This is a genomic window from Roseixanthobacter pseudopolyaromaticivorans, from assembly GCF_043195145.2.
Classification (GTDB): domain Bacteria; phylum Pseudomonadota; class Alphaproteobacteria; order Rhizobiales; family Xanthobacteraceae; genus NCEH01.
The window spans coordinates 2,222,637-2,245,516 of sequence record NZ_CM195539.1; the positions used below are offsets into that span (position 1 = coordinate 2,222,637).

Genomic DNA, 22,880 nt, shown 5'->3' on the forward strand with positions numbered 1-22,880 from the left:
CTTTTCCCATTGGATTCTTAGAGCGTTAGCTGACGCGAGCCGGCCAAGGACATGGCGCGACCGGCAGAGTCACGCGACCCCTGCCCGTCTCAGCATGCCTTAGGCCGACGCTCGTCCCCGATTGGACTTTCCGGCTTAGGCGCCAACGCGCCGTTTGCCGTGCACGTCATCACCGCACAATTTCGGCGCGATCCGCACGTCGTTTCAGTCCCCCGATAGGCTCGGCGCGCGGCGCTGCTGCACATTGCCGCTGAATTGCTCAGCAGCTGCCCATCATTTAGGCTTGCCTGACGGGCAGCAAATCTCATTATGTCTATACATGATTTAGGCGTGGGGATATCGCAGTGCAGGACTCCGTTCTGGCCTTCGATGACATCAGGCAGGACTTTCCGGTCCCCGGCCGAACCGGCGCGATGCGGGTCCTGGACGGCATCAGCTTTGAGGTGCAGGCAGGAAAGTTCACCGCGGTGATCGGCCCGAGCGGGTGCGGGAAAAGCACCTTGCTGCAGATGGCGGCTGGCTTGCTCGCGCCCACGTACGGCGCGGTTCGCCATCGCGGGCACCAGGTGAGGGGCGTCAATCGCGACGTCGGCTTCGTCCCCCAGCAGGCCCAGCTGTTCCCCTGGAAGACCTTGGCCGAAAATATCGAGCTGCCGCTGCTGCTGCGCGGCGTGCCGCTCGCCGAACGCCGGGCACGGGTGGCGGAAGCGATCCGCTCGGTCGCGCTCGACGGGTTTGACGACCATTATCCGAACCAATTGTCCGGCGGCATGCAGAAGCGCGGGTCGATCGCGCGGACCTTGGTCTACCGCCCCGACGTGATCCTCATGGATGAGCCGTTCGGTGCGCTCGATGCGCAGACACGCATGGTGATGCAGGCCGATCTCCAAGCCCTCTCCATGGAGGCCGGCGCGACCGTCGTATTCGTGACCCACGACATCACCGAGGCGATCCTCCTGGCCGACGACGTGGTGGTCCTGAGCCAGCGGCCCTCGCGCCTGCTCGCGCATATACCCATCGACCTGCCGCGTCCGCGCGACATGTTCGAGCCGTTCCGCACGCCCGGCTTCGAACAGACCTACGAGCGCGTCTGGGCGGCCTTCAGTTCACAGGTCGCCGGCGCGCGCCGGCGGCATTGAGGCACGCATGAGCCACATGGCCGAATCCCGCATGCGAGACCCGCTCCAAGACCCCATGGACACGGCTGAGCCGCAGCCCGTCCAGGACCATGCCGCTCGTCCAGCGCCGCGCACCGCCCGCCGCTATGCCGCCATCTGGGGCCAGCGGCTGCTGGTGTTGCTGCCGGGCATCGTGCTGATCGCGTTCTGGCAATGGGCCTCCGGCCGGCTGATCAAGGAGATCTATGTCTCGAAACCGACGGCAGTGGTGGCGCGGCTCTATGAGCTGTTTTCCAGCGGCGAGATCTATCCCCATCTGTGGATCACCGGCCAGGAATTGGTGCTCGGTTATGTGATCGGGGTGAGCTGCGGCGTGGTCGGCGGCTATGCGCTCGGTCGTTCGCCGCGCCTCTCGGCCATCTTCGAGCCCTATGTGATGGGCTTCTACGGAGTCCCGAAGATCGCGCTCGCCCCCTTGTTCATCATCTGGTTCGGCATCGGCATGTGGTCCAAAGTGGCCCTAGCCGCGATCATGGTATTCTTCCTGGTGTTCTATAATGTCTATTCGGGCGTGAAGGGTGTGGACCGCGAGCTGGTCAATCTTGCCAAGGTGATGGGCGCCAACGAGCGGCAATTGACCACCCACGTCTACTTGCCTGCCGCCGCTCCATTCGTGGTGCTCGGCATGCGGATGGCGATCCCCTACAGCGTGATCGGCGTGATCGTGGGCGAATTCACCTCCTCCATGCAGGGGCTCGGCCTGTTCATCCACGAGGCATCCGCCACCTACGACCCGGCAGGCGTGTTCGCCGGCATCACCATCCTTCTTGTCTTCGTCATCTCCGCCAATGTCCTCGCGGGCCGGCTGGAACGCCGGCTGCTGCGCTGGCGGACGCCCCTCGGCGGCCGCCCCACCGATATCTGAACCCGAAACCGTCTCTGGAGGGCAACATGCGCGTGGTCCAAAATCTGATTGCGGCGGCCATCGGCGCGTCGCTCCTGTTCAGCCCAACCCTTGCCGCCGCGCAGCAGGTCGTGCGCATCGGCCAGGCCACCTCGGCGCTCAGCTTCATGCCTCTTTGGGCCGCAAGGGCCCTCGACAGCTATGCGGCCCAGGGGCTGACCCTCACAACGGCGGTGGTGCCGGGCGGCGATCCCTCGGCGCTGGCCGCGCTCGATGCGGGGGATATTGATCTGGCGGCCGTCGGGTCGGAGGCGGTGTTGCGCGCGGCGGCCAAGGGCCAGCCGTTCCAGATCGTCTATTCGCTGATGTCGAAGGTCACGCTCCAGCTGGTCGTCTCCAACGAATTGATGCAACGCACCGGGGTCAAGCCCAGCGATCCCGTCGAGAAGCGGCTGGCGGCCTTGAAGGGGGCGCTGGTCGGCGTTTCGTCGATCGGCGGCGCCCAGGATACGGCGGCGCGCTGGCTGGCGGCCAAGGGTGGCCTCGATCCGAAGACCGACATCAAGGTGGCCCAGGTGGGCAATCCGCCGGCCCTGCGCGCGGCGCTGGAAAACAAGCGCATCGACGCGTTCGTGCTGTCGCCGCCGGAAGGATATCTCGCCGAGAAGTCCGGGGCCGGTACCGTGCTGGTGTCGCTCGGTGACGAATTCCCGCTGCTTGCCCACCAGCCGTTCCTGGTGCTGGTGGCGAAGAAGCCCGTCGATGCCAAGACCACCGATCTGATCGTGCGCACGGTGAAGGTGATGCAGGCCGCGAGCACCGCCTTGGTGCAGAAGCCCGAGCCCACGGCGCTCGCCATCCAGAGCCAGTTTTTCACGAAGGCCGAGCCGGACAGCATCGTCGCCGGGGTCAAGGCGATGTCCAGCGGCGTCGCCGACGGCGGCCGCCTGGACGTTCAGAGCTTCCAGAACCTGCTGACCTTCGCCAAGGAAGTCGGCACCGATTTCGGCAAGGAGTTCGACGCCAAGGGCTCGGAGAACGATCTCTGGACCAACAGCTTCATCGACAAGGCGAAATAGCGCCGCCGCCGCGGCGCGCAGGCGGCCTGTCGCCGCGCGCCGCACGCGCGGATCGCGCTTCCCTGGATCCCGACCCGAAGTGCCTTCACGCGCGGCCTCGCGCGCGCCGCCGCAACCGCCGAAGACCCGCAAACCGCGTCCCCTCGCCTGCCGCAGGCTTTGGCTTTGCGCCACACCGGGCAGTGGAAAGAGAAGAATATGAGCAGCAAGCCGATCTACATCACCTTCCTGAACGGCCCGGATATCGCCGCGCTGGAGATCACTGACACCGAGATTCTCGACGCCATCGAGAAGAGCCTCGCCGCCCAGGGGCGCGGGGAAACCGTGATCGAGCCGCGCGTCCATCTGCATCCCAACCCGGCGGTTGAAGGGCATTTCAACGTGCTGCGCGGTGCCATCGGCGGCGATGTGGACATTGCCGGCGTGAAGGTCGTGAGCGATTTCTATCTCAATTACGAGAAGGGCCTGCCGTCCGAGATGGCGGTGCTCACCCTCATGTCGCGCGACACCGGCATGCCCAAGGCGATCATCGAGGCGGGCGGCATCACCGACATGCGCACCGGCGCCATCACCGCCCTTGGCGCGAAATATCTCGCCCGCAAGAATTCCAAGATCCTCGGCCATATCGGCGCCCGCGGCTCGTCTTATTGGAACGTGCGGCTGCTGGATCATTTGTTCGATTTCGACGAGATTCGCGTGCATTCCCGCCGCCCCGAAAGCTATCGCCCGTTCGCGGAAAAGCTCGAACGCGACCTCGGCAAAAAGATCCGCGCCGTCGACACCTGGGAAGAAACCGTGCGCGGCGCCGATATCGTGGTCGAGGCATCGCGCCTGACCAAGCCCGAGCCTTTGCTGAAGACCGAATGGATCAAGCCGGGGGCGTTCGTGGTGCCCTATGGCACCAAGAGCGCGGTGGAGCTTTCCCTGACTGACATCATGTCCAAATTGATCGTGGACGATTGGGGCCAATGCCGCGAGGGTGAGCTCGGATCGCTCCGGGCCCATGTGCGGGCCGGCAAGCTCTCGCCGGAAACCCTGCATGCCGAGATGGGCCAGATCGTCGCCGGGCTGAAGCCGGGCCGGGAAAACGACGAGGAAACCATCCTGTTCTGGCACCGGGGCCTGTCGCTGTCCGACATCGCGCTCGGCCACGCCATGCTGGAAAAGGCCGCCCGTCTGGGGATCGGCCAGCGGCTCAGGTTCGCCTGACGCGGCGCCCGTCCACCCGTTTCCCGATCCGATGGCGCAGATCCACACGGCGCCGCACCGAATGAAAGACCATCCCATGGATCCGAAATCCTACGACCACCAGGATCTGCGCAGCTTCCTGACCGCCTTCGAGGCGGACCGCCCCGACAAGCTGGTGCGCATCACGGAGGAAGTGAACCTCGATTACGACACCACCGCCATCACCTTCGAGTTCGAGAAGCACGGCAGCCCCATGCTGATGTTCGAGAACGTGAAGGGATCGCGCTTTCCCGTGCTGATGAACATGTATGGCGCCCGCGACCGCTTCGCAGCGGCGCTCGGCGTGCCGGAAGACAAGCTGATCGAGCGTTGGGCCAATACCGACGCGGCGCCCATCGCGCCGGAAGTTCTGGAGACCGGGCCGGTTCTCGACGTCGTGCTGACGGGCGACGCGGTCGATCTGTCCTATCTGCCGATCATGCGCCATTTCGTCGAGGATGGCGGCGCCTATCTGACCAATGCCATGTTCATCGCCCAGGACCCCGAGACCGGGGTGCGCAATGCCTCGTTCCACCGCATGCAGGTGAACGGCAAGACCCGCTTCGGCACCAGCCTGCACAGCCGCCGGCACCTGTGGAACTATGCCCGCAAGGCCAGCGCCATGGGGCTGAAGGAATTGCCGGTGGTGATCGTGGTCGGGTGCCACCCGCTGATCACCTTCGGCTCCGGCCTGTGGAAGGGGCCCATCAGCACCGACGAATACGAGATCGCGGGCGGCTTCCTCGGCGAGCCGTTGAAGGTCGTGCAGGGAGTCACCGGCCCGATCGAGATTCCGGCGTTCGCGGAGATCGCCATCGAGGGCAAGCTGCTACTGGATGCGGACGAGGACGAAGGTCCGTTCGGCGAATTCACCGGCTATGCCTCCGAGCGCTCCACCCGCAATGCGGTGGAGGTGAGCAGCATCCTGCACCGCAAGGACGCCATCTATCACACCATCATTCCCGGGATTTCGGACGAGCACACGATGCTGCTCGGGGTTTCGCAGGAAGCGCGGCAATTGAAGTCGCTGCGGGTGCAATATCCCAATGTCACGGCGGTCCATTATCCGAAATCCGGGACCTGCCTGCTGCATGCCTATGTGGCGGTGAAGGACCCCGCGCCGGGCGAGCCGAGCAACATCGCCATGGCCGCGTTCGGCGACAATCTCAGCCTCAAGCTGGTGATCGTGGTGGATGCGGACGTGGACGTCTATGACGAGGAGCAGGTCATGTGGGCGGTGTGCACCCGCTTCCAGGCCGATACCGACATGGACGTCGTGCGCAACGGCATGGGCGCGATCCTCGATCCGTCCAACCGCAACGGCGCCACCGCCAAGCTGATGATCGACGCCACCTGCAAGACCCGCCCCTATGCCAAGCGCCACAGCCTGCCTGCGGACGTGACGGCGGCGGCCCGCAAGCTGGTCCAGTCTCTGGTGTGAGCCGGGCTGACGCTGCGCGTTTCCCTCTCCTGCGGGCGGGAGAGGGAAACAGCCGCTCTACGCGGGGAAGATCCGCACGAGAACGATCTGGCACACCCCGCTGAGCGGGGTCATCACGCCTCTCTCGTCCTGCGACGATAGGAGGGCGCAGTCGCCGGCGGCAAGCTCTGCGGCGCTTCCCGCACACGCGGCCGAGAGCACGCCCTGAACCACGAAAATCGCGACCTCCGCCCCCGCGCTGGGAACGCGCAGCGGCGCTTCGAGCGTCAGGCGCGTCACCTCGTGGGTGAAGCGGGTGCGCCGGGTCATGATGTTGAGATCCACCACCGGGCCGCCAAGCGGCGTGCCGAACACCGCTGCCTCGCCCCGGAACCGGTAGGGGGCCGAGGCGGGATCGAGGCGAACCGGGGAATGCGGGGCGACGGCGAGGGTAAGCCCCTCGCCTGAGAGCACGCACAAGGTGCGATCAATGCCCGCGAAGGCCGAGAACGGCCCCGCGCCTGCCACCGTGGCGGAACTGATGCGCCAATCGAAATCCGAAAGCCCAGCGCCTTCAGGGGCGGTGAGAATTTCCACGGTCTCGCCACCGCCATTCTTCCAGGCCATGCGGCGGCAATCGGCGGCGCGGACGATGCGCATGGGTCAGCCGAGGATGCCGGGAAGGTCGAGGCCATTTTCGCGCGCGCAGTCGAGCGCGCTTTCATAGCCCGCATCGGCGTGGCGCATGACCCCGGTGGCCGGATCGTTCCAAAGCACCCGCTCCAGCCGGCGTGCGGCTTCCGGCGTGCCATCGGCGACGATCACCATGCCCGCATGCTGGGAGAACCCCATGCCCACCCCGCCGCCATGGTGCAGCGACACCCAGGTCGCCCCCGAGGCGCAATTGAGCAGGGCATTGAGCAGGGGCCAGTCGGAGACCGCGTCCGACCCGTCCCGCATGGCCTCGGTCTCGCGATTGGGCGAGGCGACCGAACCGGAATCGAGATGGTCGCGGCCGATCACGATCGGCGCTTTGAGCTCCCCGGAGGCGACCATTTCGTTGAAGGCAAGGCCAAGGCGATGGCGATCTCCCAGCCCCACCCAGCAGATGCGGGCCGGCAGGCCCTGGAACTTGATGCGGTCGCGCGCCATGTCCAGCCAGGTGTGGAGATGGGCGTTGTCCGGCAGCAATTCCTTCACCTTGGCGTCGGTGCGATAGATATCTTCCGGGTCGCCGGAGAGCGCCGCCCAGCGGAACGGGCCAATGCCGCGGCAGAACAGCGGGCGAATATAGGCTGGCACGAACCCCGGGAAGTCGAACGCGTCCGCAACCCCCTCTTCGAGCGCCATCTGGCGGATGTTGTTGCCATAATCGACGGTCGGCACACCTTGCTTCCAGAAGGCGAGCATGGCGCGCACATGGGTCGCCATCGAAGCCTTGGCGGCCGCCATCACGGCTTTGGGATCGCTGGCGCGCCGGTCTTCCCACTGCTGCAACGTCCAGCCGACGGGCAGGTAACCATTGACCGGATCATGCGCGGAGGTCTGGTCGGTGACCGCGTCCGGGCGCACGCCGCGGCGGATCATTTCCGGCAGGATTTCGGCGGCGTTTCCAAGCAAAGCGACGGATATGGGCTTGTCGGTCGCACAGGCGTTTTCGATGATCGCCAGCGCCTCGTCCAGGTCTTTGGCCAGGACATCCACATAGCCGGTCTTCAGGCGCATTTCGATACGGCTCGGCTGGCATTCGATGGCGAGGCAGCTGGCACCCGCCATCACCGCGGCGAGCGGCTGCGCTCCGCCCATGCCGCCGAGGCCCGCAGTGAGAATCCAGCGGCCGGCAAGGCTCCCGCCATAATGGCGCCGGCCCATCTCCACGAAGGTCTCATAGGTGCCCTGAACGATGCCCTGGGAGCCGATATAGATCCAGGAACCGGCCGTCATCTGGCCGTACATCATCAGGCCCTGGCGATCGAGGGCGTTGAAATGGTCCCATGTGGCCCAATGGGGCACGAGGTTGGAATTGGCGATCAGCACGCGCGGCGCATCGGCATGGGTACGGAACACGCCCACCGGTTTTCCCGATTGCACCAGCAGGGTCTGGTCGGCCTCCAGGCGCTGCAGGGCGCCGACGATGCGGTCGAAGCTTTCCCAGTCGCGCGCCGCCCGGCCGATGCCGCCATAGACCACAAGCTCGCCCGGCCGCTCCGCCACTTCGGCATCGAGATTGTTCATGAGCATGCGCAGCGGCGCCTCGGTGAGCCAGCTCTTGGCCGACAGATCGGAACCGCGCGGGGCGCGAATGCGGCGCTCATTGTCGATGCGGGTCATTGCGGGTCTTTCCTGGTCATGCATGCGGTCAGCCTCGCGCCCGGGCGAAGGCAAGGCAGGTCTCGAAGATGGAGCGCAGCGCCGCCCGCAGAGGGGCGGCATAAGCGGCATCGTATGGTGTCGGCCATTGGTCCGGCGTGAGCGGACCCAGCGGCTCGTGCATATAGGCGCGGCACGCCAGCTCCATCTGCACGGCGTGCACGCCCTCCGGGGGCCGGCCATACTGGCGGGTGATGTAGCCGCCCTTGAACCGCCCGTCCGTGACGTGCGGCCGGCCGGTGTCCGCGCAGATGGATTCGATCGACCGCACCAGCTCGGGCGCGCAGCTCTGGCCGCTGTTCGTGCCGATGTTGAACTCCGGCAAGGTGCCCTCGAACAGGCGCGGGATCACCGAGCGGATCGAGTGGCAGTCATAGAGCACGACGGTGCCATGGCGCTGCCGGGCGGCGGCGATCTCTCCGGCGAGCGCCGTGTGATAGGGATCGAAATAGGCCGCCCGCCGCGCCGCCACCGCCGCCGCGTCCGGTGCGCGGCCCGCATGATACAGCGGCTCGCCGTCGAAGGTCGTAATCGGGCACAGCTCGGTGGTCGCCTGGCCGGGATAGAGCGAGACGCCCGAGGGATCGCGATTGACGTCGATCACCGTGCGCGACACCGCCGTGTGCACGATGCTCGCGTTCAGCTCCGTGGCAAAGTCATACAGAATATCGATCCACCAATCGCAATCCTTGCGCGCGAGCGCGAGCGACACCAGCCCGTCGCGGTAAGCGTCGGGGATTTCGGTGCCGGTGTGCGGGAGGCTCACCACCAGGGGCGCCGTTCCGCGCGTGACGCGCAGCCAATCGGGAAAGGAAAGCGTCACATCAAGCTCCGCTGATGGAAGGCAACACGTCGACGCCAGCCGCTTCGGCAAGCGCGCCGCTGCGCACGAGATCGATGGCGGCGGCCATGTCGGGATGGAAAAACCTATCGTCCTCGAGGTGCGGCACCCGCGCCCGCAAACGTGCCCGAACGCGCTCCAGCCGCGGGCTGGAGGCGAGCGGGGCGTGGAAATCGCAGCCCTGGGCGGCGGCAAGCAATTCGATACCGATGATGCCGTGGGCGTTCTCCGCCATGGGGGCGAGCCGCCGCGCGCCATGGGCGGCCATGGACACGTGATCTTCCTGATTGGCCGAGGTGGGGATCGAATCCACGCTTGCGGGATAGGCCCGCTGCTTATTCTCCGACACCAGCGCGGCGGCGGTGACCTGCGCAATCATGAAGCCGGAATTCAGTCCGGGCCGGGGAGTGAGAAACGCCGGCAGGCCGGAGAGCGCGGGATCCACCAGCATGGCGATCCTGCGCTCGGCCAGCGCACCGATCTCGCACATCGCAAGCGCAATCATGTCGGCGGCGAATGCCACCGGCTCCGCATGAAAGTTTCCGCCCGAAAGCGCCTCCCCCGTCTGCCAAAAGATCAGCGGATTGTCCGAAACACCATTGGCTTCGGTTGAGAGGGTCTCGGCGGCCTGGCGCAACAGATCGAGCACCGCGCCCATCACCTGGGGCTGGCAGCGCAGGCAATAGGGATCCTGGACCCGATCATCGCCGAGGCGGTGGGATTCGCGAATGACCGAGCCGGCCATGAGCGTCCTCAACGCATCGGCGGTTTCGATCTGCCCGCGATGGCGGCGCAAGGCATGGATGCGCGGATCGAACGGCGCGTCCGAGCCACGCGCGGCATCGGTGGAAAGGGCCCCCGTGACCAGCGCCGCGCGGAATGCGGTTTCCGCCGTGAACAGACCGGTCAGCGCACAGGCGGTGGAAAACTGGGTTCCATTGAGCAGCGCCAGGCCCTCTTTCGGTCCGAGCGCCAAAGGGGCGAGCCCGGCCCGGGCCAAGGCCGCGTCGGCCGGCATGCGCTCGGTGCCGAACAGGCAATCCCCGACGCCGATCATCGCGGCGGTCATGTGCGCCAGTGGCGCGAGATCGCCGGACGCGCCGACCGATCCTTGGGCCGGCACCACCGGAACCAGCCCGCGCGCGACCATGGCCTCCAGAAACGCCAACGTGTGGGGGCGAACGCCGGATGCCCCCTGGGCAAGGCTCGCAAGCTTCAGCGCCATCATCAGCCGCACCACCGGCACCGGCATGGCCGCGCCCACGCCGGCCGCGTGGGACAAGACGATGTTGCGCTGCAGCGCAGCGAGATCCGCGGCATCGATGCGGACGCTGGCGAGCTTCCCGAAGCCTGTGTTGATGCCGTAAACCGGAGCGCCCGCCGCGACGATGGCGTCCACCGTCTCAGCGCTGCGCCGCACATTTTCGGCGCAGCTTGGGTCGAGGGTGAGGGCGGCGCCGGCGGCGATGTCGCGCCACTGCGCCAATGGCACCGCGCCGGCGTTGAGGCGCACGCTCATCTGCCCCTCCAGACGCGGGCGTGGAGCGGGTTGAAGCCGATGCGGTAGACCAGCTCGGCCGGCCGCTCGATGTCCCACACCGCAAGATCGCAATCCTTGCCGGGCTCCAGGGTGCCGGTCCGCTTGAGCATCCCAAGCGCGCGCGCCGCTTCGCGCGTCACAGCGGCGATACATTCGGTCACCGTCAGGCGAAATAAAGTCGCGCCCATATTCATGGTGAGCAGAAGCGAGGTGAGCGGCGAAGTGCCGGGATTGCAATCGGTGGCAAGGGCGATGGGAACCCCGGCGGCACGGAAGAGATCGACCGGCGGCGTCTTGGTTTCGCGAATGAAATAATAGGCGCCCGGCAGCAGCACCGCGACGGTGCCGGCCTTGCCCATGGCCGCGGCTCCGGCGGCGTCCGCATGCTCCAGATGGTCCGCGGACAGGGCGCGAAAGCGCGCGGCGAGCTCGGCTCCATGAAGATTGCTGAGCTGGTCTGCGTGCAGCTTCACCGGCAGGGCGAGCGCGCGGGCGGCTTCAAACACGCGCGTGACCTGGGCGGGCGAGAAGGCGATGCCTTCGCAGAACGCATCCACCGCGTCCGCCAGCCCCTCTCCCGCCACGACCGGGAGCATCTGCGTGCAGATCGCATCGATGAAGGCGTCCTTGTCGCCGCCGGCTTCCGGTGGCAAGGCATGGGCGCCGAGGAAAGTGGTCGTGACGGTGACGGGCCGGCGGTCGCCGAGCGCGCGGGCGGCGCGCAATTGGCGGCGCTCGGCCTCCAGGCTCAGGCCATAGCCGGACTTGATCTCGAGGGTGGTCACACCCTCCGCCAAGAGCGCATCGAGCCGCGGCAGGGCGGAGGCGACAAGCTCGTCCTCGCGCGCGGCGCGGGTGGCCTTCATGGTGGAGACGATGCCGCCGCCGGCCCGTGCGATCTCCTCATAGGGGACACCGGCGAGCCGCATCTCAAACTCGTTCGCGCGATCGCCGCCATAGACCAGATGGGTGTGGCAATCGACGAGGCCGGGCGTGATCCAGCGTCCTGCGCAATCCACGGTCTCGATGGCATCGAATGCCGGCGCATCGGCGCGCGGACCGGCGTAGAGGATGCGACCGTCGCGCGCCGCGATGAGGCCGTCTTCCACCACCCCGAGCCCCGGAAGCGCGGGCGCGAGGGTTGCAAGGCGGGCATTCCGCCAGATCCGGTCGCAGCGCATGGCCGTCCCCTGTCACCAAATCCCATTGGCGGTGGCGCCGATAATGTATATACATAAATACGCGACTTCGCGCTTGTCCAGCCCTCTTCGAAAAAAGGAAAGCGATGGTGCCGTCCCCTTCCCGGAGCCTCTGGTTTACAGACGCGCTGCTGCCCGACGGCTGGGTGCCGAGGGTCCGCCTTCACCTGTGCGACGGCGCCATCACCGAGATCGAGCGCGACGTGGCGCCGGTGGGCGGGGAAGAGCGACACGGACCGGTTGTGCCCGGGCTTCCCAATCTCCACAGCCATGCCTTCCAACGCGGGCTTGCGGGCTTGGCCGAGGTGCGTGGGCCGGGCGAGGACAGCTTTTGGGGCTGGCGGGAGGTCATGTATCGCTTCGTCGACCGGATCGGCCCGGACGACGTGGAGGCACTGGCCGCCCTCGCTTACATGGAAATGCTGGAGAGCGGCTTCACCCGCGTCGGCGAATTCCATTATCTCCATCATGACCCCGACGGCGCGGCCTATGCCGATCGTGCCGAACTTGCGGCGCGCATCGCCGCTGCCGCCGCCGATACCGGCATCGCCCTCACGCTCTTGCCGGTGTTCTACGCCCATTCAGGGTTCGGCGGCCTGGCGCCGGGCCACGGCCAGCGCCGGTTCATCAACGACCGCGATGGGTTCGCCGCCCTGATGGCCGCGAGCCGGGCTGCGGTGGCGCCACTGGAGGATGCCGTGGTCGGCATCGCCCCCCACAGCCTGCGGGCCGCGAGCCTCGAAGACATCAACGCCATCCTTCCGCTCGCCGCCGGCGGGCCGGTCCATATCCATGTGGCCGAGCAGACCAAGGAAGTGGAGGACTGCCGCGCATGGAGCGGGCGGCGGCCGGTCGAGCTTCTGTTCGAGCGCGCGCCGGTCGATGCGCGCTGGTGCCTCATCCACGCCACCCACATGACCGAGGGCGAAACCCGCCAATTGGCGCAGAGCCAAGCCGTCGCCGGCCTATGCCCGATCACCGAAGCCAATCTCGGCGACGGGATATTCCCGGCCGCCGAATTTGCCCGCAGCGGCGGACGCTACGGCATCGGTTCCGATTCCAATGTGCTCGTGGATGCGGCGGAGGAATTGCGCACCCTCGAATATGGCCAGCGGCTGCGCCTGCGTGCGCGCAATGTCCTCGCGGGCGAGGTGACGATCGGAAAGGCCCAGCGCTCCACCGGCCGCGCGCTGTTCGATGCGGCTCTCGCCGGGGGCGGACAGGCGCTGCAGGCGCCGCGCGGCGCGACGGGCTGGGGCATCGCGGTCGGCGCGCCGGCCGATTTGGTCACGCTCGATCCCGGCCGCTCCGCCCTTGTTGGACGCGCGGGCGACGCCTGGCTCGACGGCTGGATTTTCGGGGCGCGCGGCGGCGCGGTGGACGGTGTCTGGCGTCGCGGACGCAAATATGTGACGAACGGGCTTCACAACGACCATGAACGGATCCGCGGCAGGTTCGCGCGCGTGATGGAAAGAGTGCTGGCGTGAGCGAAGCGGTCGAAAATCCTCTCAGGGACAAGACGTCGACGCTCAATCGGCGCATCAGGGCCGATATCGAAGCCAAGATCCTGTCCGGCGAATGGGGGCCGGGATACCGCATCCCCTATGAGCACGAGCTGATGGCGCAATATGGCTGCGCCCGCATGACCGTGAACAAGGTGGTATCCGAGCTGGCTGCGGCGGGGCTGGTGGAGCGTCGCCGCAGGGCGGGATCGTTCGTCGCCGCGCCGCGCATCCAATCGGCGATTCTTCAGATCCCCGATATCGAGGCCGAGATCACCTTGCGGGGCGAGACCTATCGCTACGAATTGCTGCGTTTGCAGCGCCGCCGCGCGGACCGGCGCGTGGCGCTGGAGTGGGAGCTGACGCCGCACGGCGACGTGCTGGAGCTGGAATGCCGGCACATGGCCGGCCTGCGCCCCTTTGCGCTGGAACGACGGCTCATCAACATCGCCGCGGTGCCCGAGGCGGCGGAGGTGGATTTCTCGCGCCAATCTCCCGGCTCGTGGCTGGTTGGTCACGTTCCTTGGACCGAGGCCGAGCACCACATCACCGCCGTCAATGCCTCGAGCGAAATGGCGACGCTGCTCGACATTCCGGACCGCGCCGCCTGCCTGGAGCTGCAACGCCGCACCTGGCGCGGCGACGAGAACATCACGTTCGTGCGTCAGACCTTCCGGGGCGATCTGTTCAACCTGGTTGCCCGCTTCACCCCCTCGCAGACCTCCTCCGGCGGCTGAAGCGCGGGTGCGCCCGGCGGAGCGCTCAGCTGCCGCCGAACACCGACCAGCGCATGGCCTTCGCCAATTGCTCCAGGGCGATCGAGCCGAGCACCGAATTGCCGAAACGGTCGAGCCCCGGCGACCAGACCGCGATCGAGGCCTTGCCCGGCGCCACCGCCAGGATGCCGCCGCCCACACCGCTCTTTCCCGGCAGGCCGACGCGGAAGGCGAAATCGCCCGAGCCGTCATAATGGCCGCAGGTGAGCATCAAGGCCGCGATGCGGCGCGCCCGCTCCGACGTGACGACCGTGCGTCCGGTGGTGGGAATCTTGCCGCCGAAGGCGATGTATCGGCCCGCCATGGCCAATTGGCGCGCCGTCATGGTGATCGCGCAATGGTGGAAATAGACCCCGAGCGCGTGGTCCACCGGATGCTCCAGCACGTTGAACGCGCGCATGTAATTGGCGAGCGCCGTATTGAGAAAGCCGGTCTGCTTCTCCGAGCGCGCCACATTCTCGTCGATCGCCACGTCCTCGTCGTCGGCGATGAAGCGGATGAAGCGCAGGATGGAGCCGAGCGCCTCGCGCGGCTGGTGGCCGGAGAGCAGCACGTCGGTGACCGCGATGGCGCCAGCATTGATGAAGGGATTGCGCGGCTTGCCCTTCTCATATTCCAGCTGGACGATGGAATTGAACGCATTGCCCGAGGGCTCGCGGCCGACACGGTTCCACAGATTGTCGCCGAGCTGCCCCAGCGCCAAAGTCAGCGTGAACACCTTCGAGATGCTCTGGATCGAGAAGGCGGTCTCAAAATCGCCGGCGCAGATCATCTCGCCGTCTGCGGTGGTCACGGCGATGGCGAACTGGTCCAGCGGCACCTTGGCGAGTTCGGGAATATAGCTCGCCACTGTCCCGCGCTCGGTGCGCTTTGCCATGTCGGCGGCGATGTCCGCCACCACCTGCCTCAATTCCGGCTTGAAATCCGACACCCCGGTCCTCCCCTTGAACACTGAGCGACTATAGCTCTCGCAGGCGCGAAGGGTAGCCGGCCGCGCCGCACAGGCTATGCTGCGCGCCCGTTTCCCAATCGGTGCGTCATGCCGCCTTCCCCTGCCCTGGTCTGGTTCCGCGACGATCTGCGGCTCGCCGACAATCCCGCCCTTACCCACGCCGCGCGGGATGGGCGGCCGGTGGCGGCGCTTTATGTGCTGGATGAAATTTCGCCCGGCGTGCGCCCGCTCGGCGGGGCGGCGCGCTGGTGGCTGGCCCAGTCTCTGAAAGCACTGATGCGCGACCTCGGCGCGCACGGCATTCCCCTGATCCTGCGCCGGGGTCGGGCGGGCGAGATCGTTCCGGCGCTGGCGCGGGCGCTGGGTGCCGGGCTCGTCACGCTCAACAGCCGGCCCGGAACGGCGGAGCGTACCATCGACGCGCAGGTCGCGGCCGCCCTGCGGGCCGAGGGCGGCGAGGTGCACCTGTTCAACGGCCATCTGCTCCACGAATTGGGATCGGTACGCACGGCGGCGGGCACCTTGCCGCGCACATTCTCTGCCTTTCACCGCGCCGCCCTGAAAGATTGGGTGCCACGCCCGCCCCTGCCCGTTCCGCCGCGCCTGGAGGCCGCCCGCCACGCACAGGCAAGCGAAGATCTCGCCCAATGGGCGCTCGAACCTTCCCGCCCCGATTGGGCGCACGGCCTGCGCGCCGCATGGCGGGCCGGAGAAGCGGCGGCGCGGGAGCGATTGCACGCCTTTTTCTCCACCGGGCTCTCCGGTTATGCGGAGCTGCGCGACCGGCCGGACATGGACCACGTCTCGCGCCTGTCGCCGCACCTGCGCTGGGGCGAGATATCGCCTCGGCAGGTCCTCTCCGCCGCCCAGCACGCCGTGGAGGCAGAGGGGCTATCGCCCCGCGATGGGGAGAAGTTCACGGCCGAACTGTATTGGCGCGAATTCAACCACCACATTCTGAATACGGCGCCGGACCTTGCGACACGCAACCTCAATGCCGCCTTCGACGCCTTTCCCTGGCGCGATGCGCCCGAGGAGAGCGCGGCATGGCAGAGCGGCCGCACCGGCTATCCCATCGTGGATGCCGCCATGCGGCAGCTCTGGCAGACGGGTTGGATGCACAATCGCATGCGCATGGTGGTCGCTTCGTTCCTCTCCAAGCACCTGCTGGTGGACTGGCGCGCTGGGGAGCGTTGGTTCTGGGATACGTTGGTGGATGCGGACGCCGCGAGCAATCCGGGCAATTGGCAATGGGTCGCCGGCAGCGGGGTCGATGCCGCGCCTTATTTCCGCATCTTCAATCCGGTGCTCCAGGGCGAGAAGTTCGATCCCGACGGGGCCTATGTGCGCGCCTTCGTGCCGGAGCTGTCCGGCCTGCCGCCGGCACTGATCCACAAGCCCTGGACGGGCGATGCCGCCGCTTTGTCGCGGGCCGGCGTGCGGCTCGGCAGCACCTATCCCCATCCCATCGTGGACCACGCCCAAGCCCGCGCCCGGGCGCTGCGCGCGTTCGAGCAGATAAAGGCCGCATGACGCCCGCCTGGAGCCGCGCGCCGCAGGGCCAAGCTATGGCGCGGCCGCAGGCTTCCCGCTACACCGGGCCGGCCGGCGAATCGCGCGCGAGCGCGGCGCGCAAAGCCAGCGCCGGCAGGACATTCGGCACGCGCGGCGCCGGGCCGCGGCGAGGATCAAGCGATGCGGGAAACCCTCTACTCCTTGCAGATCCTGCGCTTCCTCGCAGCCGCCTTGGTCATGCTGTCCCATGTCGAGCACAGCCTTTCCGGCTTTCGCGAGCGCTTCGGGTCGGAGGTGCTCATCTTCGGGATTTCCGGCGATCTCGGGGTCCGCATCTTCTTCGTCATCAGCGGCTTCATCATGGTCTATATCGCCCATGACGCGTTCGGAAAGCCGGGGGCGCCGGGGCGGTTTCTCGCCGCGCGCATCGTGCGCGTGGTGCCGCTCTATTGGCTGCTGACGACGCTGCAGATTTTGGTCTTTTTGCTGCTCGCGCGCCTCGGCGATCCCTCGGGCGCCGCGCTGCTCTCCGTGCCGGAAGTGGTGAAGAGCTATTTCTTCATTCCCTACTTCAATCTCTACGCGCAGCATCGGCCGATCCTGTCCCAGGGCTGGACGCTGAACTATGAGATGTTCTTCTACCTCGCCTTCGCCGCCAGCCTTTTCCTGCGGCGCAGCTTGGGCCTGTTCGTGCTGGTGGCGCTGCTGCTCGGCCTGATCGCGGCGGGAACGCTGGACTGGCAGCAGGATGCCATGCGGGCCTGGACCCATTCGATCCTGCTGGAATTCATCATCGGCATCGCCCTCGCGCTGGTGAAGCTGCACCTCATGCGCAGCGGGCGCGGCGTGCTGGCGTTCCGCCATGTCCTTCCCGCCTGCCTGGCGCTGATCGTCGCTGTGACGGCCTTTCCCCAGCTGGTGCCGGCGGCGCATACGCTGGTGGCGATGCTCACCGTGGGGCTATGCGTGCTGTGCGTGGATGCCAACCCGGCGCGGCCGGCGGTGGGCATTCTCGTGGTGCTGGGAAATGCCTCCTACAGCCTCTATCTCAGCCACAGCTTCATTTTTCTGTTCGTCGATCCGGTCTGGCGCAAACTGTTCGGCGGGCAGTATCTCGGCTTCTATTTTCTGCTTGTCACCTCGGCCGCGCTCGCCCTTGGCTATCTCACCTATCGCTGCATCGAGCTGCCCATGAACGGGTTTTTGCGCACCGCGCTTCTGCGCCGCAGCGCGCGCCCGGCCCCGGTGCCGCGATGACCGCCGCAAGCCCGCGCAGGTTGCCGCTGGTGAGCGGCTTCGGTAACGTTCGCTCGCCATCTGGAGCACGGTTATTCCATGAATATACGTAACGGCCTTGTTGAATCCATCGGCCACACCCCGCTCATCCGCCTGAAGAAGGCGTCCGAGGAGACCGGGTGCACCATTCTGGGCAAGGCGGAATTCCTCAATCCGGGGCAGTCGGTGAAGGATCGCGCGGCGCTCGGCATCATCCAGGATGCGATCGCGAAAGGCACGCTCCAGCCTGGCGGGGTGATCGTGGAAGGCACGGCGGGCAATACCGGCATCGGCCTGGCGCTGGTGGCGGCGCCCTTCGGCTTCAAGACCGTGATCGTCATTCCCGAGACCCAGTCCCAGGAAAAGAAGGACATGCTGCGCCTCGCCGGCGCCACGCTCGTGGAAGTGCCGGCGGTGCCTTACTCCAACCCGAACAATTACGTGAAGGTCTCCGGCCGCCTCGCCGAGGCCCTCGCCAAGACCGAGCCGAACGGCGCCATCTGGGCCAACCAGTTCGACAATGTGGCCAACCGCCAGGCCCATATCGACACCACCGGCCCGGAAATCTACGACCAGACCGACGGCAAGGTGGACGGATTCGTGTGCGCGGTGGGCACCGGCGGCACGCTCGCCGGCATCGGCATCGCGCTCAAAGCACGCAACCCCAACATCAAGATCGCGCTCGCCGACCCGTTCGGCGCGGCGCTGTATTCCTATTACACCACCGGCGTGCTGCACGCGGAGGGCTCGTCCATCACCGAAGGCATCGGCCAGGGGCGCATCACCGCGAACCTGGAGGGCGCGCCCGTAGATTTCGCCTATCAGATCCCGGACGCCGAAGCGGTGCAGATCGTGTTCGACCTGCTGGAGCACGAGGGCCTGTGCCTCGGCGGCTCGTCCGGCATCAATATCGCCGGCGCGATCCGCCTCGCGAAGGATCTCGGGCCGGGGCATACCATCGTCACCATTCTCTGCGACTACGGCACGCGCTATCAGTCGAAGCTGTTCAATCCCGAATTCCTGCGCTCCAAGGATCTGCCCGTGCCGGGCTGGCTGGAACGCAAGAGCGAGGTACCGAACGTTCTCGTGTGATCCTCGCCGCCCTTCCTCCAACGCGGAATCCCGTTCATGACCTCCTCGCCCTACCTCGTTTCCACGCAATGGCTTGCGGACAATCTCGGAGCGCCCGACCTGGTGATCGTGGACGGCTCCTGGCACTTGCCGCCGACCGGGCGCAACGGCAAGGCGGAGTACCTGGAGCATCACATTCCCGGCGCCGTGTTCTTCGACATCGACGCCATTTCCGACCATTCGAGCGACCTGCCCCACATGCTGCCGGACGCGCTCGCCTTCTCCGCGGCGGTGGGCAAGCTCGGCATCGGCGATGGGCTGCGGATCGTGGTCTATGACCAGCTCGGCCTGTTCTCGGCGGCACGTGTGTGGTGGACCTTCCGCGCCTTCGGGGTGGCGGAGGTGATGATTCTGGATGGCGGCCTGCCGCAATGGCTGGCCGAGGGCCGCGAGACCGAAAGCGGGCCCTCCACCCGCCAGCCGGCCAGCTTCATGGCGCGGCTGGACCGTTCCATCATCGCCGACATCGCCCAGGTAGAGCGCGCCTTGACCGCCGGCACCAGCCAGGTGCTGGATGCGCGCCCGGCCGCCCGGTTCCGGGGCGAGGCGCCGGAGCCGCGCGCCGGCATCGCCTCCGGCCACATTCCCGGCAGCCTCAACTTGCCGTTCAGCGAAATCGTCAAGGACGGCCACCTTGCCGAGCCCGAGGCCCTGCGGGCGGCGTTGGAAGGCGCGGGCGTGGATCTCTCCCGCCCGGTCATCACCTCCTGCGGCTCCGGCGTCTCGGCCGCCATCCTGTGGCTGGCGCTGGACAGCATCGGCAAGCGCCCGCACGCGCTTTACGACGGCTCCTGGGCCGAATGGGCGGCCGCCGGAAAGCCGGTGGCGACCGGGGCGGAATAAACCCCGCCTCACTTGGAAGGCGCCTCGCCAGCGCTCGCTTGGGAGAGCCCTAACCCTCGCTTGGAAGGCCCCTCCCTAGCCCACCCCCGCGCGCGGGAGGGTTGGGGAGGGAGAAAGACCACCAAGCGGGCCGGCGCCCCGGCCGCGCCTATAGCAGCCCGAGCGACCGCAATTCGCGCTCCATCTCCGCCGGCAGTCCGGCCGCGCCCTTGCCGGCCGCATCGAGATCGGCGGCCACGTCCACATCCTTGAGATAGCGCCAGCCCTGGAACGGGCGGTGCGGGCGCGGCGCCACGCGCACCACCTGCGGGTCCAGCACCAAGGTGCAGCGGCGGATGCCTTCGCCATCCACGAACGGGCGGATGTCGACCAGGCGCTGACGGCACATGATCTCGCCCTTGATGACCCAATAGAGCGAACCACCGCCGAGCAATTCCTCGGTGCGGGTCGGCACCATGCGGGTGATATGCCCGTGTTCCACAGGCAGACCGCGCGCCGTCTTGTCGGCGAGGCGCTCCGCGATCCAGTCGGTGAGGTCCTCGATGGATTCGGCACCGACGCACAGCTTCAGCAGATGCAGGGGGCGGGAGGCTGTGGCGGCCGGCGCCTTGGCGAGCGATGTCTTGGCGAGCGATGTCTTCGCCGGCTTGGAGGGGGATTTCGCACTCATGCCGCGGCGACCGGCTCCCGCTTCACCTGCGGCCAGTCCACCTCATCCTCGGCCAGCACCTCGCTTTCGCGCAGCGCCTCGGCCTTCCAGGCGACGAAATCGGGCTGGGCATGAATGGCAGCGACATAGGCTTCGCTCACCGGGTCGAGTGGCACCGCATAGGTGCGCAGGCGCGTCGCCACGGGGGCAAACATCGCGTCCGCCGCGCAGAAGGCGCCGAACAGGAACGCTCCGCCGCCGCCGAAGCGCTGGCGCGCCTCGCGGAAGATGGCGGTGACGCGCGCGACATCCCGCTCAACGCCCTCGGGCAAGGCCAGCGGCGCCACTGGGCGCCACAGATTCATCGGCAGATGGCGGCGCAGATGATGGAAGGAGGCGTGCATTTCGGCGCTGATGGAGCGGGCGAAGGCGCGCGCCGCGGGGCGCAGCGGCCAGAGCGGGCGATTCGGATGGGTCTCTGCCACATGCTCGATGATCGCCAGGGAATCCCACACCGGAATGTCGCCATCCACCAGCACCGGAACGCGGCCGGCGGTGCCGAGCGGGGCGAGCGCGGCCTTGAATGCATCCGTGCCGATGGCGATGCGCTGCTCCTCAAAGCCGATGCCGGCGGCGCGCAAGGCAAGCCACGGCCGCATCGACCAGGAAGAATAATTCTTGTTCCCGATGATCAGCTTCAACGGCATGGCGGCCACCCTCCCCAGAACCCTACGGGATCGGGCCGCGTGCCGTCAGCGGATCGAAGCGACGATGACGGGATCGAACCCGCCGAAGAGATAGACCACGGCGATGGTCGCAACAACAACGCCCAGAGCGGTGCGTGCAATGCACCAGCAGGATCGTTCGGTCTTTACGGTCATGATGACTGTCTGTGGCTCGAAGGGGAAGAAAATAGGTATCCCGATACAGGATTTGGGATGGGGCGCATTTTGGCCACGCATTCGTCACAATACCTAAGAAATTCCTAACGAAAGCGCAAGGCCATCTTGCTGCGGCGCACCCCGCATCTGCGCATGGCTGCCCTTCCATGGAGTCTTCCTACGCGCGCAGGCTTGCGCGGCGCTGGCGGCGATGCCACAGCAGGCCATGACCCAAGCGCAGAACTCGCCCGCGGCCGAGGCCGCAGACACCGCCCTGCCCTCCGAAGAGGATGTGGCGACCGCCATCCTCACCCTGGCCGCCCAGGAGCCGGGCAAGACCATCGCCCCGGCGGAAGCCGCCGTCTCCCTCATGGGCGCCGGGCAGTGGCAGCGCGCCCTGCCAGCGGTGCGCCGTGTGGCGGTGCGCCTCGCCCTGGAAGGCCGGCTGGTGATCTATCGCAAGGGGAAGCCGGTGGACCCGCAGGATTTTCGCGGCGTCTACCGCCTCGGCCTGCCGCGCGAGGATTGAGCGGTTTGCCGGCCCTCGCGCAGCGCCGTCGTGTCCCGATTGCGCGGTTGCAGACGTTCATGGCGCGAAGTCTGCCGAAATCCCGGGTTTAGCGCTCGGAAAACCACGGAGATGGGGCATAAAACCCCTGTTCGTCTGCGCTAAGCCATTGTTTCACGTGAAACATTTTCCCGTTGCGGGCCGGCGGCCGCAGCGCCGGTTGGTCTCTAGGGCGCGGGAAACAGGACCTTGGTCTTGCCGGCGAGATAATAGGCCACCAGGCCCACCCATTCGCGGGTCGCGATGTCCGTCAGGTCCTGCCCCTGCGCAACCCGCGTGAACGGCGTGTCGAGCAAGTCCGGCCGCACGGTGCGGTAGTCCACGGGATAGGCGATCACTGGAAAATCCACCGCGCGGAAGCAAGCGATGGCGCGGGGCATGTGGAAGGCCGAGGTCACCAGCAGCCACCGCTGGCCCGGCTGCGGATTGACCAGCGCCTTGCTGAAGGCCGCATTCTCGATGGTGTTGCGCGAGCGCTGCTCGAACACCACCCGCGAGAGATCGACGCCGACATCCTGCAGGGCCTTGCGCTCGGCCTCCGCCTCCGGCGCCACCATCTCGCCCGCCGCCGTGGAGCCCGCCGCCACCACCAGGCGCGCGGCGGGATATTGCCGCGCCAAGGCCGCGAACACGATCACCCGCTCCGCCGCGTCGTTCACCGCCGTGATGCCGCGCGCCAGCGCCACGTCCGGCACCTCCGCCCCGCCGAGCATGATGATGCCGTCCACGGGCTTTCCGTCCGCCACATAAGGCGGGAAGCGCTCCTCCAGCGGCGAGACCAGATAATTGGCCAGCGGCGAGAAGCCGGTCAGGAACATGCCGAGCACGGCGACGGCGAGAATCAGCGACGGCGTCCGGCGCAGACCCGTCAGCAGCAGGATCACGCCGAAAACCGCCAGCAGCACCAGGATGTTGGACGGAGCCGCCAGGATGCCGAGGATCTTCGAGAGCGTGTAAAAATCGTCCATGATCGCTCCTCTACAACCAAGCAATAGCCTAGTCTTGTTGCAGCGCGAAGATGGAGAAGCGCGCAAGCCCCGGCCGACGCCCGCGCGTTCCGATTTTAAACGGAGATGGGGCCGTGAACCCG

General features: G+C 67.1%; 22 protein-coding genes. 12 read left to right on the top strand and 10 right to left on the bottom strand.

All coding sequences use genetic code 11. The annotated features are described in order from the left end of the window. Positions 1-344 precede the first annotated feature (344 nt). The 5 genes from V5F68_RS10720 to V5F68_RS10740 all read left to right on the top strand — a co-directional run bounded on the left by V5F68_RS10720 (position 345) and on the right by V5F68_RS10740 (position 5,769). Positions 345-1,139 (top strand): ABC transporter ATP-binding protein, encoded by a 795-nt coding sequence (locus V5F68_RS10720; protein ID WP_394012530.1) that lies wholly within the window; start codon positions 345-347, stop codon positions 1,137-1,139. A gap of 7 nt (positions 1,140-1,146) precedes the next feature. After that, positions 1,147-2,043, top strand: a complete 897-nt coding sequence (locus V5F68_RS10725; protein WP_394012531.1) for an ABC transporter permease — start codon at positions 1,147-1,149, stop codon at positions 2,041-2,043. A 26-nt stretch (positions 2,044-2,069) separates the two neighbouring features. Continuing rightward, positions 2,070-3,101: an ABC transporter substrate-binding protein gene (locus tag V5F68_RS10730; RefSeq protein ID WP_394012532.1), complete on the top strand. Its 1,032-nt coding sequence runs from the start codon at positions 2,070-2,072 to the stop codon at positions 3,099-3,101. Positions 3,102-3,299: 198 nt separating this feature from the next. Next, complete coding sequence (locus V5F68_RS10735) at positions 3,300-4,310, top strand: ornithine cyclodeaminase family protein (RefSeq protein WP_394012533.1); 1,011 nt, start codon at positions 3,300-3,302, stop codon at positions 4,308-4,310. Positions 4,311-4,386: 76 nt separating this feature from the next. Next, positions 4,387-5,769 carry a UbiD family decarboxylase gene (locus V5F68_RS10740; protein WP_394012534.1) on the top strand — a complete coding sequence of 461 codons (1,383 nt, stop codon included), beginning with the start codon at positions 4,387-4,389 and terminating at the stop codon, positions 5,767-5,769. Between the two features lie 57 nt (positions 5,770-5,826). Here the strand turns inward: V5F68_RS10740 and V5F68_RS10745 are convergent, their stop codons facing one another. The 5 genes from V5F68_RS10745 to hutI are packed head-to-tail and all read right to left on the bottom strand — an operon-like array spanning position 5,827 to position 11,680. Then, positions 5,827-6,408: a HutD/Ves family protein gene (locus tag V5F68_RS10745; protein WP_394012535.1), complete on the bottom strand. Its 582-nt coding sequence runs from the start codon at positions 6,406-6,408 to the stop codon at positions 5,827-5,829. Positions 6,409-6,411: 3 nt separating this feature from the next. Further along, on the bottom strand, positions 6,412-8,079 hold the full coding sequence (gene hutU, locus V5F68_RS10750) for a urocanate hydratase (RefSeq protein ID WP_394012536.1): 1,668 nt from the start codon (positions 8,077-8,079) through the stop codon (positions 6,412-6,414). Positions 8,080-8,107: 28 nt separating this feature from the next. Further along, entirely contained in the window at positions 8,108-8,941 is an 834-nt protein-coding gene (hutG, locus tag V5F68_RS10755) for an N-formylglutamate deformylase (protein WP_394012537.1), read from the bottom strand. 1 nt (position 8,942) lies between these two features. Beyond that, positions 8,943-10,478 carry a histidine ammonia-lyase gene (gene hutH, locus V5F68_RS10760; RefSeq protein ID WP_394012538.1) on the bottom strand — a complete coding sequence of 512 codons (1,536 nt, stop codon included), beginning with the start codon at positions 10,476-10,478 and terminating at the stop codon, positions 8,943-8,945. After that, a complete protein-coding gene (hutI, locus tag V5F68_RS10765; RefSeq protein WP_394012539.1) occupies positions 10,475-11,680 on the bottom strand; it encodes an imidazolonepropionase in 1,206 nt (401 codons plus the stop codon). The genes hutH and hutI overlap by 4 nt, the downstream gene beginning before the upstream one ends. 107 nt (positions 11,681-11,787) lie before the next feature. Between hutI and V5F68_RS10770 the strand changes: the two genes are divergently transcribed. Then, on the top strand, positions 11,788-13,185 hold the full coding sequence (locus tag V5F68_RS10770) for a formimidoylglutamate deiminase (RefSeq protein ID WP_394012540.1): 1,398 nt from the start codon (positions 11,788-11,790) through the stop codon (positions 13,183-13,185). Further along, the gene (hutC, locus tag V5F68_RS10775) at positions 13,182-13,937 is read left to right on the top strand and encodes a histidine utilization transcriptional repressor HutC (RefSeq protein WP_394012541.1); all 756 of its coding nucleotides are present in this window, start codon (positions 13,182-13,184) and stop codon (positions 13,935-13,937) included. The genes V5F68_RS10770 and hutC overlap by 4 nt, the downstream gene beginning before the upstream one ends. Positions 13,938-13,962: 25 nt before the next feature. Here hutC and V5F68_RS10780 read toward each other — a convergent pair whose 3' ends face one another. Next, on the bottom strand, positions 13,963-14,853 hold the full coding sequence (locus V5F68_RS10780) for a glutaminase (RefSeq protein ID WP_509274710.1): 891 nt from the start codon (positions 14,851-14,853) through the stop codon (positions 13,963-13,965). 162 nt (positions 14,854-15,015) lie between these two features. Between V5F68_RS10780 and V5F68_RS10785 the strand changes: the two genes are divergently transcribed. The 4 genes from V5F68_RS10785 to sseA all read left to right on the top strand — a co-directional run bounded on the left by V5F68_RS10785 (position 15,016) and on the right by sseA (position 19,692). After that, the gene (locus tag V5F68_RS10785; RefSeq protein WP_394012543.1) at positions 15,016-16,461 is read left to right on the top strand and encodes a cryptochrome/photolyase family protein; all 1,446 of its coding nucleotides are present in this window, start codon (positions 15,016-15,018) and stop codon (positions 16,459-16,461) included. A 162-nt stretch (positions 16,462-16,623) separates the two neighbouring features. After that, positions 16,624-17,700, top strand: coding sequence for an acyltransferase family protein (locus V5F68_RS10790; RefSeq protein ID WP_394012544.1), 1,077 nt, complete (start codon positions 16,624-16,626; stop codon positions 17,698-17,700). Positions 17,701-17,778: 78 nt separating this feature from the next. Beyond that, positions 17,779-18,810: a cysteine synthase A gene (locus V5F68_RS10795; RefSeq protein WP_394012545.1), complete on the top strand. Its 1,032-nt coding sequence runs from the start codon at positions 17,779-17,781 to the stop codon at positions 18,808-18,810. Between the two features lie 36 nt (positions 18,811-18,846). Then, on the top strand, positions 18,847-19,692 hold the full coding sequence (gene sseA, locus V5F68_RS10800) for a 3-mercaptopyruvate sulfurtransferase (RefSeq protein WP_394012546.1): 846 nt from the start codon (positions 18,847-18,849) through the stop codon (positions 19,690-19,692). A 148-nt stretch (positions 19,693-19,840) separates the two neighbouring features. Here the strand turns inward: sseA and V5F68_RS10805 are convergent, their stop codons facing one another. The 3 genes from V5F68_RS10805 to V5F68_RS10815 are packed head-to-tail and all read right to left on the bottom strand — an operon-like array spanning position 19,841 to position 21,222. Continuing rightward, on the bottom strand, positions 19,841-20,362 hold the full coding sequence (locus V5F68_RS10805; RefSeq protein WP_394012547.1) for a DUF1489 family protein: 522 nt from the start codon (positions 20,360-20,362) through the stop codon (positions 19,841-19,843). Next, positions 20,359-21,048: a glutathione S-transferase family protein gene (locus V5F68_RS10810; RefSeq protein ID WP_394012548.1), complete on the bottom strand. Its 690-nt coding sequence runs from the start codon at positions 21,046-21,048 to the stop codon at positions 20,359-20,361. Before V5F68_RS10810 ends, V5F68_RS10805 begins: the two co-directional genes overlap by 4 nt. Before the next feature lie 45 nt (positions 21,049-21,093). Further along, positions 21,094-21,222: a hypothetical protein gene (locus V5F68_RS10815; protein WP_348845105.1), complete on the bottom strand. Its 129-nt coding sequence runs from the start codon at positions 21,220-21,222 to the stop codon at positions 21,094-21,096. Between the two features lie 211 nt (positions 21,223-21,433). Here V5F68_RS10815 and V5F68_RS10820 point away from each other — a divergent pair, with 211 nt between their 5' ends. Beyond that, on the top strand, positions 21,434-21,751 hold the full coding sequence (locus V5F68_RS10820) for a DUF3253 domain-containing protein (RefSeq protein WP_394012549.1): 318 nt from the start codon (positions 21,434-21,436) through the stop codon (positions 21,749-21,751). A gap of 206 nt (positions 21,752-21,957) precedes the next feature. Here the strand turns inward: V5F68_RS10820 and V5F68_RS10825 are convergent, their stop codons facing one another. Further along, complete coding sequence (locus V5F68_RS10825; RefSeq protein WP_394012550.1) at positions 21,958-22,758, bottom strand: YdcF family protein; 801 nt, start codon at positions 22,756-22,758, stop codon at positions 21,958-21,960. Positions 22,759-22,880: the final 122 nt, after the last annotated feature.